The following is an 11,611-nucleotide window of genomic DNA, read 5'->3' on the forward strand; positions in this document are numbered from 1 at the left end:
CATTATTACTAACAACCGCGTAGACGAGTTTTTTCGTAATAAAGACGCACTAATTGTTGTTCTTTATGGGGTTGAGGAAGTTTCTGGAGTGTGGGGACAGATTGGAGGATTTCTGCGGCGGAGATGCCAAAAATCGTCAATACTGCCTGTTCTGGCACTGTTAAGAGGCTTTTAGCAACTTCGAGCATACACAGATTACTATTATCAAAGGATTTTTGGGATTCAATTCTGTGTTGAATTTGTTGAATTAATGCTAGACCTGCAAACTTAATTACCCGTAAAATGAAGTCTTGATGATATTCTAAAATCATGGGGAAAGCATCAAGATAAGCCTGAATTAAAGCTAAAATAGAAGGCTGTATTGTTTCTAAAGGAATCATGGCTAAATTTAAAGATTCTTCTAGGTCTAATGTTGGATCTACTACTAGGCTAGACAGCCACACGCCTAAATAACTGGCTAATAAGTTTCCTAAATCAAAAGCTGGATCTCCCCAACCGCAAGCTTCCCAGTCAATTAATTTTGTCAAGCAGTTATCTAGCTGTTCCCATCGAGAATGAACTAGAATGTTGCTTAATTGTAGATCATTGTGAGTTAAGCAAGATGGTTTCCAATCATAAGCTAAGTCAGCGATCGCTGATTCTAAACTTTCGTAACGCTGATACAGGAGATGAAATTGTAGTGCTTCGGTGGGAATTGTCCCAAATGTGTCTGGATTTATTGAGGGTATACCTTGAGCAGGATTGTAAAAATTATAGCGAAACTGTCCTGCGGGGGCAGTGGACATAAAATCACGATACTCACGTTTATTAAACGTGGCTCGGTGTAATCCTGCTAACGTATTACCAATCGCGCTGGCGATCGCTGTGGGGAAGATACTACTCTGTTGATAAAATTTTCCTAACTCCACATATTCGCTGAAGTAGCTCCGCACCAGAATAGAATTCTCTTCATCAAAATGTAACAATGATGATGCGATCGCTCCAATATTACCAATTACTGGAAATTGCTGTAATAGTTGATGAAATAGCCACTCATTAAAGAGTTCATGGCAATTTTGCCCATTATTAATGTGACGTTCTTGTTTAATTAGCAGTTGGCGATTATCTGCCAGGATTACCAGTAAATTCCCATTTTTCTTGCTATTTTCTGGCAATACAGATTTATATGCAGCGCCATCTTCCGCGCTACACAGCCCTGCCTTGTGCAGATACTGGATAACATTTTGAGAAGACAGTGATAATAACATGAATTATTTCCTAGTTATTTAAATGGCTAAAGAATTACCGCAGTCAATATTGAGGTGGCTGTAGCAGTTCTTAAGTTAATGGTAAAAAATTTACGAACCATTGCTACTATCTACTAATATCCCATTTGTGTCAGAAAGACCTGCCAAAATGGCAATATTAGCTATTTTTCTACTTTCAAGTCTACGGAAGAAACTATAAAATCTTTACAATATCTGTAGTAGAGCTTTGCACCTTGAATCAAACATTACTGTTGCCAAAATAATTGCTGGTACATATCCAGTGAAAACAACGGTTACTTACATTTGTCAGTGATCCATGTTTCCTGTATGTATGTTAGCAATTTATCCTGACAATCAGTATTAGTTTACTTTTGTCCCCAATCCCCTCTAGTATAATATATAAATGACTACACTTGTATTCCTGTAGGTACAAGAGTCAGAAGTCAGGAGTCAGGAGTCAGGAGTTCGGAGTTCGGAGTTCGGAGTTCGGAGGAAGAATTGGAGTTCGGAGTTCAGGAGAAAGAATTGGAGGGAGGCAAGAATAATATAAATTAGACATAAGTAATGGGACAGAATTAATTACACAATTGATTTTTCTGTTACCTGTTACCTGTTCCCTTTTAACCAGTTGATTGATGGATCATCTACCAATGCTGACGGCAAATACTATATCTTATACAGCGGTTCAACTTTTACAACGCCAAGCCGCCTCTCTTTTACTGTACCAATCTGTCCTAGACAGCGACGTAGGCAGAGCGTTTCTGAATTTATTACAAACCATCCGTTATACTGATGCAGATGGGCGGGATTGCCTCCAGGCTTACGGTAGTTATTTCCAAGCTTTAGCCAACAGTCATCAAACCTGGGAAGAATATCTGATTCAGCAAATTCTGACTGCGGATAATCCTTTTAGCAAATTGGCACAACGAGAAGAGTTTAGGCAATTACCCTCGGCTTTAGTAGTGGCTGTGCAACATGATTTGCAAATATTACAAAGTTTGTATGAATGTAATAGTGCGGTTTTGAGCGAGTGGGTACAAATGGCGGCGCATTTACCGATTTCTCCTGTGGTTTGGTATCGAGAACCGGAAACCCTAGCAGGAGAAACGGGTTTAATGGTATCTCTTCCCTTGTTGGCAAATTGGGGTGATGCGGTAGCAGATTTAGCCGCTTATTATCAGCAATATGGAACTGGTTCATTTGCCAAATATAGGGCTTTCCGTTGGCAAAGTGGGCAGTTAGTTGGTATTACTTGTCCTGATGCGGTAAAACTGTCTACATTGGTGGGTTACGAGTGGCAAAAAGATGCTTTAGTCAAAAACACAGAGTTCTTATTGTCAGGCGAAACTGCATTGCACGTTTTACTCTATGGTAGTCGTGGTTCAGGTAAGTCTTCTTTAGTTAAATCTTTATTAAATGAATATAGTCATCGAAACTTGCGCTTAATAGAAGTGTCTAAGTCAGAATTGCCAGATTTACCAAAAATTGTCGAATTGTTGCGAGGTGTTCCCCAGAAATTTATTATTTTTGTAGATGATCTTTCCTTTGAAGAAGATGATAATAGTTTTAAAGCAATGAAAGTAGTTTTAGAGGGAAATGTAACTGCCAGACCGGAAAATGTAGTTGTATATGCTACGTCTAACCGTCGCCATTTAATCCGGGAATATTTTACTGATAGACCAGCCCCCAAGGATAACAATGAAGTTCATGGTTGGGATACAATGCAAGAAAAGTTGTCTTTTAGCGATCGCTTTGGTCTAACATTAACTTTTGAAGTCGCAGATCAAAAAACCTATTTACAAATAGTCCAGCACCTAGCAGCAAATATCAATATTTCTCCCGAAGATTTAGAATACAAAGCTTTACAATGGGCAACCCGTCATAATGGTCGTTCTGGCAGAACCGCAAGGCAGTTTATTGACTTTTTAAAGGCAGATTTAGCTGTATTTGGTGAAAATGTGAGGAATAATGACGTTAATTACTAATAATTCTAACAACTTGGCTACCATAAAACCTAGTAAGATGCAACCAACTATAGTTAGTCATCGAGTCGTACTAGGAATAACCGCTTTTAGTGTCAGTTTTGGTTTAAGTCTTGTTCCTAATTGGGATATTTCTAGAGCCTTTTTGACGGGAATAATTACGGTATTAGCTACTTATACAGCCGCATTTTTCGTTGATAAACGGCGAAGAAATGATGAGTGGAAAATGATTGGTTCTCTCCAAAGACGGATTCGAGATATAGAAGGGTTAAAATCGCGTATCCTCAAAGAAATACACCAATTAGAAGAATATAGAAATTTATTGTATGCAGAAACTCAGCAGTTAGAAAACCAAATTGGAGATTGTCGTAGTCAAAGAGATAGTTTACATCGAGATATCGGGACATTTGCGGCTCAAAAAAAGCAAATTGAAGCCGAAATTTATAATCTTAAAAATGAATTTGTACATTTAGAGAATAGTAATATAGAGCTAAATAATAGTTGCAATGATTTGATTGCAGAAAAGCGAAGATTAGAACTAAATTGTCACGCCTCCCGTGTTGAAATCAACCAAATTCAACCTCAAATTGATACGATCAAACAGCAGAAAAAAGAATTAGAAAATGATGTAATTTTATTAGAAAGACTTAAACCACAACTAGAAGAAAAGCTTTATGAACTACGAATAGAAATTCAAAATCAAGAACTGGAAATTACTAAACAAAATAATCTACTAGTAGAAACAGGTATAACTAAAAATAATCTGGAAAATACGCTCAAATCATTACAGAATAAGACATTAGAACAAAAAACGGAAGTTAATCAACTACAAAATCAAATTTCTGTCTTACAAGATGAACGGGATTTATTACAAAATCAAGTTTGGGAATTACTTCAACAAGTGGAAACAATCAATCCCTCAACATTGCCCGATAATGAAGAAAATAATTTAGATTTATTTCCTTTTGATGAATTATTAGAACCATTAGATCCAATAAATGGGAAACCTGATCACACCAAGAATTTACCAGCGAAATGGAATAATTTTTTCAACCATCTCCCCGGTTATGAAATTCAGGTTTTGAAAGCCATACTGGAACAAGACAACCCCAAAGCTACTATTAAAGAAATTGCTGAAGCTAATATTACTATGCCCAATCTTTTGATTGATGCTATTAATGAAATAGCTAGTAATACGATTGGTGAATTAATTATTGAAACCAATACTGAAGTTCCTGAAATTGTTGAAGAACATTTATTAAATGTGAAAACAATGATTACTAAATATTCAGAAATCAGTTAAGTAGGTTGGCGTTGAAAATTGTCGTTATGGCAAGGCAAAAGGCAAGAGGCAAGAGGCAAGAGTGAAGAGGGTTTGGGCGATTTTACGTTTCTTTACACAGTTTCGTTTTATTGTGTTCACCTACTTACAGCAGAATTCAGGAGTAAAACTGGCTTTGTGTATTGAGATTTTGTACCTAAAAATGATTTAAGGCAAAGCCTTTGAGAATTCATTCCCATACAGAGTATGGGAATGAGAGAAATTGAGAACCGGACAAGGTAGTCACATATTAATTGATCGTGAAATTCAGATTTCTGGGCGCAGGCCCTGCGCCCCTACTTTTGCTATGATGCTGCTTAGACATCAATTAAAATGTTGCCTGCTTCCACTTTAATAGGATAGGTTGGTAAGGTTTTTTCCGAGGAAACCATTGACAGCAATTTACCAACTACGGGTGGGAAGGGACACCAAGTTTTTACTTCTCCATTACCCAAGTCAAATGCACTGCGGTGGAAGGGACAAACTATCGCCCCATCTTCAATTTTTCCTTTTTTCAAAGACATTTTTAAGTGAGGGCAGGTATCATCTACAGCATAAAGCTGATTTTCGTGGTTTAAGAGTAATATCTTGCGATCGCCCACTTTGACTACTTCCCGCGCACCAGCAGCCAGTGCGTTAGCAGCTAAAACTTGAGTCCAAGCCATGAGATTCTCCTTATTTTCAATAGACCTGTTCTTAGTTTCTCGCAATTGTGTCCTATGCGATCGCTAATAAGTACCTGTGCAAAATTTATTGAACATTTTCAAAATCACTAAACCCATCAATCTTGTAGGGGGCCTACCCCTGTGGTTGCCCCAAATACAGGGGTAGGACGGGGGCGCTACCCCTACATTAAATTCAAATCTTTTATAACCAGAGCCAGTAGGGGCGCAGGTCCTGCGCCCAAAAATCTGACGGACCCCAGAAGAGTACCTAAAATTGAGAAATTTAGATTTAGGCAAACTCAATTGTATTGACAAAATCTAAAATAGCTTTTTTCATTTTCTTCGCCTCTTCCTTCACAGAACCAGATGTTTCACCATTTAAAAAGCTGCGTTGACTACTAACTATATACAAACATTCATTATTGACAAAAGACAGCAATCCTCTATAGGCATCTAATCTTATGCCATTATTGCCATTAGTTTCTTGCTTGGATATAGTTGAACCTTGAGGCATATTTACTAATACATAGTAATAAGTTTCTAAAGTATCTTGCCAATATTCTTTATGTTTCACTTCCGCCGTAGGAACATGAGAAATAATGGCTTGAGGGACATATTTATCCACCAAAACTCTATGTAGATATACCTCATCTTCTTGGGATTCTAGATCATCAATTTCTTCTAGAGAGAGAGGATAATAATCAATTCTGAGTAAAGTCCCAGTATCGTCCGCAAAACTCACCATTCCTTCCTCAGTTTGCAGTGTTCCTCCCTGTTCAGAATTTACAGGAATAGGAACTATAAAGTTACCCAAAGGTGATTGATAAAATTGTTCACCGGATTCATTGAAAATAACTGCTTCATATTCTTCCTCGACATATTCCTCCTCATCCCCAGCTTCTACTGAGGCAATTATCTCTTGGATAATTTCTTCTGCTTCTTCATCATCCAGTTCTAAAGCTATTTGTAGTTGTTTCAGAAAAACCTTTTTATTTGCCGGAATAATTAAATTTTCCGCATCTAAAAGCATAATCACTCCAGCCGCAAAACCATCTAAAACTGCCTCACCAGAAATCGCCGCATTAGCAGCATTAAACAAAGAACCTAATCCCACCTCTCCGGCAATTTCTATGAGTCTATCCACCGTTTCTAGCATTTCTTCTTCTGAGTATTCATCAAATATCTCAAACTCCCAAAGAATATCAGCTAAACTTTCGGCATCTATGTCTTCACTGCCAGAATCAACTATTGTTGTAATTACAGCGATCGCCGCTACCGCTTCTTGTGCATTTAATGATTCTTTGATCGTCTCTTTCGATTTGAAAATATAATCATACTTTGTCATAACTTCTATCTCCTCAATTAATTTGTTGTTTGTACTCAATTACTAGGTTGAGAAATCCGGGTTTCAATATCTTCCAAAGTCCGCAATAATAGGCGATTTGCCTGTAATTGCCAACCCCATTTCTGAATCCTAAAGGCTGCTACAGTCCCCCCAATAGCTGCTAATAAGCCAATGGGTTGATTCAGGGAAATACCCAATAACAAACCCAAACCAGCAATTCCCCAAAATGGCAAAGCTACGGTTTGTCTTTGCTCTTCCACAATTTCTGCAATTTTACCAGATGGTATTGTAGCTAATAATGTCGCTCTTAGTTGCCTCTGTTCTGCTAATGGTACTGATAGACTAATCTTGCGGCGGAGTTTTTCCATTTTGCGGGCATCAGTGCTATACTCCGTAAGTTCATCTTCTGCCATTTTTAACAATCGCTCTAATTGTGACATAGTAAATTAAGTTTTCTGAAGGTGTTAGAGCTATTATTCTACATTTGTGGACAACAAGATCGACAACTATATCCCCGACTTCTCTAAGAAGTCGGGGATATAACCCGTTTTTGCAAAAATACCTGAAGAACATCATGAGAAAAAATTGGTTTCGATTAGGCATAATAGGCATATTTCTACTTTCCTTGAGCTTACGTTTTTGGGGACTAAGCCGATTTAATACTTTAGTATTTGATGAGGTTTATTTTGCTAAATTTGGTAACAACTATCTGACCCATACACCATTTTTCAATGCTCATCCACCATTAAGTCAATATCTGATTGGGTTAGGGATTTGGATGAGTCAATATATTCCTATTGGTCGAGATACTGTCAATAGTCTCACAGATTCTTTATTATCTCCTTGGAATTATCGGTGGGTAAATGCGCTCACTGGTTCATTAATTCCCGTAATCGTGACTTTATTAACTTATCAATTTAGTTATCGTCATCGGTTTGCTTTATTAGCAGGATTTTTTACAGCTTGTGATGGATTATTTTTAGTAGAATCTCGTTATGCTTTAAGTAATGTCTATATAGTTATCTTTGGTTTACTCGGACAATGGTTATTATTATTGGCATTAGATCAGCAAAAACAAAACCGTTGGTTGTGGTTAATGCTCTCTGGCATTAGTTTTGGTGCTTCTATGGGTACAAAATGGAATGGTTTATGGTTTTTAGCGGGTGCTTATGGTGTATGGATAGCAGCCTGGATAATTCGCTGGTTGCAATATGAAGATCATCCATCTCGTAGTCCATTATTTTCTTGGTTACGATTCTTAAATTCTGCGAATAATTCCCCAACGGATACTATAAAATCACCCTTACAAAATCTGACAAAAATAAATATTTGGCAAATGGGTTCTTATTTAGGAATTATTCCCACAATTATTTATAGTCTGATTTGGATTCCTCACCTCCAACTAGATAAAAGATATGGATTTATTGAAGTTCATAAACAAATTTTACACTTTCATCTGCAATTAGGTGGTAATAGTCCTAGCGTTCATCCTTATTGTGCTGCATGGTATAAATGGCCATTATTAACTCGACCAATGGCTTATTATTATCAAACTGCTCAAAGTACCAAGGATTCCTTACCCGTATTTGGACCACCCTTACCTGATGGTGCTGGTAAAGTAATTTATGATGTTCATGCTATGGGGAATCCTTTTCTATGGTGGTTTGGCTTGGCTGCAATGATCTTTTTAATTGGTATGGTAATCATCACAATTACAATGCCGATAATCGCAAAAAAGCGGTTATTTATCCCCAAAAATCTCACCGTTGATACTTGGATTGGCTTATTTTTAGTCATAAATTATGGGGCTAATCTCCTCCCTTGGGTGGAGGTAACAAGGTGTGTTTTTATCTATCATTATATGTCTGCTGTTGTATTTACATTTATAGCGATCGCTTGGGTTGTTGATCAATGTCTGCTGAGTTATCATCGGCAAATTCGGGCAGTAGGTGTGACTATAACTTTTGTCATTATTGCTGCTTTCATCTTCTGGATGCCTATTTATCTAGGTTTACCCATTTCTGCTGATGGATATAGAATGCGGATGTGGTTTAGTTCCTGGATTTAATAGAAATTTCTTAATATATATACACAAATCCTGTAGCTTCAATCATGTAAATTTTTACATTTCTTATCTATATATTTGGTGACAGCTAGTTCTTCTGTGTAAGAATATTAAGTAAGAGAAACTATAACTATGGGCTTTGCCACTATCACAGGTACTGAATCGAAAAGAATTTTTATAGGTGTGAGGAGTTTAGATTAAACCCGTAGGTTTTATGCTCCAAAATTATAGGGAAAGGGTTTTATGGATATCAATGTCAAGCAGCAGCATATTAATATCACCAGCTTAAAAGAAGCACCAATACATTTGGTTAGTGAAATTCAGCCTCATGGGGTTTTGTTAGTCTTACAAGAGCCAGATTTACAAATATTACAAGTTAGTCAAAATACTTTCAGCACTTTTGGCATATCGCCAGAAGATATACTGCAACAGGAATTAGAAGATTTACTAGATCCTTACCAAATCCAGAAAATCAAATTTTGGTTGTCAGAAGAAAATCTGGATTTTATTAATCCTACAAAAATTTGGATTAAGAAAGAAGGGGATGAATACACAATATTTGATGCCACTTTCTATCGTAACTCTGAAGGATTTTTAATCTTAGAATTAGAACCTACAGCATCTCAAGAAAATATTCCTTTCTTGAGTTTTTATCATTTAGCTAAATCCTCAATTAATCGCTTAGAAAAAAGTAAAAGTCTCCGTGATTTTAGTCAAATAATTGTGCAAGAAATCCGCAAAATAACCGGATTTGACAGAGTAATGTTATATAAATTCTGTGATGATGCACATGGTTCTGTAATTGCTGAAGAAAAAATAGCTACTTTAGAGTCTTATTTAGGATTACATTATCCAGAATCAGATATTCCTCAGCCAGCACGACAATTATTTCTAGAAAATTCTATTAGAGTTATTCCCGATACAAATATTCAATCATCAGCCGAACTTTTCCCTAGAATTAACCCAGTTAGCGGACAACCCATTGATTTAACTAATTCAATTCTCAGAAGTGCTGCACCATGTCATCTAGAATATTTACATAATATGGGCGTGGCTGCATCTTTGACAATTTCCTTAATTAAGGATCACAAACTTTGGGGTTTAATTGCTTGTCATCATCAATCACCCAAATATGTTTCCTATGAATTACGAAAAGCTTGTGAATTTTTAGGAAGAATCATATTTTCAGAAATTTCTGGCAAAGAAGAAACTGAAGATTACGACTATCAGCTAAATTTAAACCATATTCAATCACTATTGGTTGAATATATGTCTCAAGAACCGAACTTTATTGATGGTTTAGTCAAAAATCAAATAAATCTGCTCAATTTAACTAATGCTGAAGGTGCAGCCATCTATTTTGGTGGGAAATATACTCTGATTGGTAATACTCCTCAAGAAGAAGAATTGAATTTTTTAGGAGAATGGCTGAGAAACAATGGAGAAGACGATGTATTTTTCACCGATTCTTTACCGCAAATCTATCCAGAGGCGATTAGCTTTAAAAATGTGGCGAGTGGTTTATTAGCTATCCCCATCTCTGGGAAAAATTATATATTATGGTTTCGACCAGAAATGATTCAAACTGTCAATTGGGGTGGAAATCCCCATCAGGCTTTTTCAGTTGATGAATCTGAAGGAAATGTCCGTTTGTGTCCCCGTAAATCATTTGAATTATGGAAAGAAATAGTTCAATTAACATCTTTACCCTGGCAAAATGTAGAAGTTAAAGCTGCATTAGAATTACAAAAATCCATCATCAATATTATCCTCCGTCAAGCTGATGAATTAGCCCAATTAGCTGAAGATTTACAACGTTCTAATGTAGAATTGAGAAAATTTGCCTATGTCGCTTCCCATGATTTGCAAGAACCATTAAATCAAGTAGCCAATTATGTGCAGCTTTTGGAAATGCGCTATGAAGCAGAACTAGACGCAGATGCAAAAGAGTTTATTGGCTATGTTGTCGAAGGTGTAATTTTAATGCAGACCTTAATTGATGACGTACTCGCATACTGCAACGTAGATACATTAGGAATTACTTTTCAAGTTACCGAAGTCGAAACAGCTTTAAATCGGACCTTGAAGAATTTACGTCAACGCATTGCGGAAACCGGCGCAATTATTACCCATGATCCCTTACCCGCAGTTATGGCTGATGAAACACAGTTAATCCAGCTATTTTTGAACCTCATTGGTAACGCGATCAAATTCCACAGTAGTCAACCACCAAGGATTCATATTAGTGCGAAAAGATTGGAAGATGAATGGTTATTTTCAGTTCAAGATAACGGAATTGGCTTAGATCCGCAATTTAGCGATCGCATTTTTACCATCTTTCAACGTCTACACACCAGAGATAAATATCCGGGTACAGGAATAGGTTTGGCTATTTGTAAGAAAATAATTGAATGTCATCGCGGACGAATCTGGGTAGAGTCACAACTCGGTCGGGGTGCGACTTTTTACTTTACAATTCCCGTCAGAGGTTGTAATCATGAGCGTCAAAATGGCAGAAACACACAAAATTATCTTTTTAGTGGAGGACAATAAGGCTGATATTCGTCTCATTCAAGAAGCATTAAAAACCAGTTTATTACCTCATCAAGTAATCACAGTTAGGGACGGTGTAGAAGCTATGAATTACCTCCACCAAGAAGGAGAATATGCTAACTCACCACGTCCTGACTTGATTTTATTAGACTTAAATTTACCCAGAAAAGATGGTAGAGAGGTATTAGCAGAAATTAAATCCGATCCTCAACTCAAACGCATTCCCGTCGTCATTTTAACAACCTCAAAAAATCAAGATGACATTTTCCATAGTTACGACTTACACGCTAATTGCTATATTACCAAATCTCGTAACCTGAGTCAGCTATTCCAAATCATCCAGAGTATTGAGAAATTTTGGTTTTCTACCGTTACCTTACCATTAGAATAAAACTACCGAATCAGGAGATAGGGGCGCAGGGCCTGCGCCCAT

At 37.0% G+C, this 11,611-nt stretch carries 9 protein-coding genes; 5 read left to right on the forward strand and 4 right to left on the reverse strand.

What is annotated here, in order from left to right; translation table 11 throughout:
• Positions 1 to 8: 8 nt before the first annotated feature.
• Positions 9 to 1,247: an aminoglycoside phosphotransferase family protein gene (locus tag NG743_RS14475; protein WP_027403440.1), complete on the reverse strand. Its 1,239-nt coding sequence runs from the start codon at positions 1,245 to 1,247 to the stop codon at positions 9 to 11.
• A 635-nt stretch (positions 1,248 to 1,882) separates the two neighbouring features.
• Here NG743_RS14475 and NG743_RS14480 point away from each other — a divergent pair.
• On the forward strand, positions 1,883 to 3,232 hold the full coding sequence (locus NG743_RS14480) for an ATP-binding protein (protein ID WP_257120320.1): 1,350 nt from the start codon (positions 1,883 to 1,885) through the stop codon (positions 3,230 to 3,232).
• On the forward strand, positions 3,216 to 4,532 hold the full coding sequence (locus tag NG743_RS14485) for a tellurite resistance TerB C-terminal domain-containing protein (RefSeq protein WP_027403442.1): 1,317 nt from the start codon (positions 3,216 to 3,218) through the stop codon (positions 4,530 to 4,532). The genes NG743_RS14480 and NG743_RS14485 overlap by 17 nt, the downstream gene beginning before the upstream one ends.
• A gap of 335 nt (positions 4,533 to 4,867) precedes the next feature.
• On the opposite strand, the gene NG743_RS14490 is transcribed toward NG743_RS14485, so the two are convergent.
• The 3 genes from NG743_RS14490 to NG743_RS14500 all read right to left on the reverse strand — a co-directional run bounded on the left by NG743_RS14490 (position 4,868) and on the right by NG743_RS14500 (position 7,000).
• Entirely contained in the window at positions 4,868 to 5,215 is a 348-nt protein-coding gene (locus NG743_RS14490) for a Rieske (2Fe-2S) protein (protein WP_027403443.1), read from the reverse strand.
• A 289-nt stretch (positions 5,216 to 5,504) separates the two neighbouring features.
• Positions 5,505 to 6,560: a tellurite resistance TerB family protein gene (locus NG743_RS14495; RefSeq protein WP_193962001.1), complete on the reverse strand. Its 1,056-nt coding sequence runs from the start codon at positions 6,558 to 6,560 to the stop codon at positions 5,505 to 5,507.
• Positions 6,561 to 6,595: 35 nt separating this feature from the next.
• Positions 6,596 to 7,000 carry a hypothetical protein gene (locus NG743_RS14500; RefSeq protein WP_193962000.1) on the reverse strand — a complete coding sequence of 135 codons (405 nt, stop codon included), beginning with the start codon at positions 6,998 to 7,000 and terminating at the stop codon, positions 6,596 to 6,598.
• Positions 7,001 to 7,134: 134 nt separating this feature from the next.
• Here NG743_RS14500 and NG743_RS14505 point away from each other — a divergent pair, with 134 nt between their 5' ends.
• The 3 genes from NG743_RS14505 to NG743_RS14515 all read left to right on the forward strand — a co-directional run bounded on the left by NG743_RS14505 (position 7,135) and on the right by NG743_RS14515 (position 11,569).
• The gene (locus tag NG743_RS14505; RefSeq protein WP_027403446.1) at positions 7,135 to 8,628 is read left to right on the forward strand and encodes a dolichyl-phosphate-mannose--protein mannosyltransferase; all 1,494 of its coding nucleotides are present in this window, start codon (positions 7,135 to 7,137) and stop codon (positions 8,626 to 8,628) included.
• Positions 8,629 to 8,868: 240 nt separating this feature from the next.
• A complete protein-coding gene (locus tag NG743_RS14510) occupies positions 8,869 to 11,178 on the forward strand; it encodes a sensor histidine kinase (protein WP_027403447.1) in 2,310 nt (769 codons plus the stop codon).
• Entirely contained in the window at positions 11,123 to 11,569 is a 447-nt protein-coding gene (locus NG743_RS14515; protein ID WP_257120321.1) for a response regulator, read from the forward strand. Before NG743_RS14510 ends, NG743_RS14515 begins: the two co-directional genes overlap by 56 nt.
• Positions 11,570 to 11,611 lie beyond the last annotated feature (42 nt).

The organism is Dolichospermum heterosporum TAC447 (assembly GCF_024584745.1).
Lineage (GTDB): Bacteria > Cyanobacteriota > Cyanobacteriia > Cyanobacteriales > Nostocaceae > Dolichospermum > Dolichospermum heterosporum.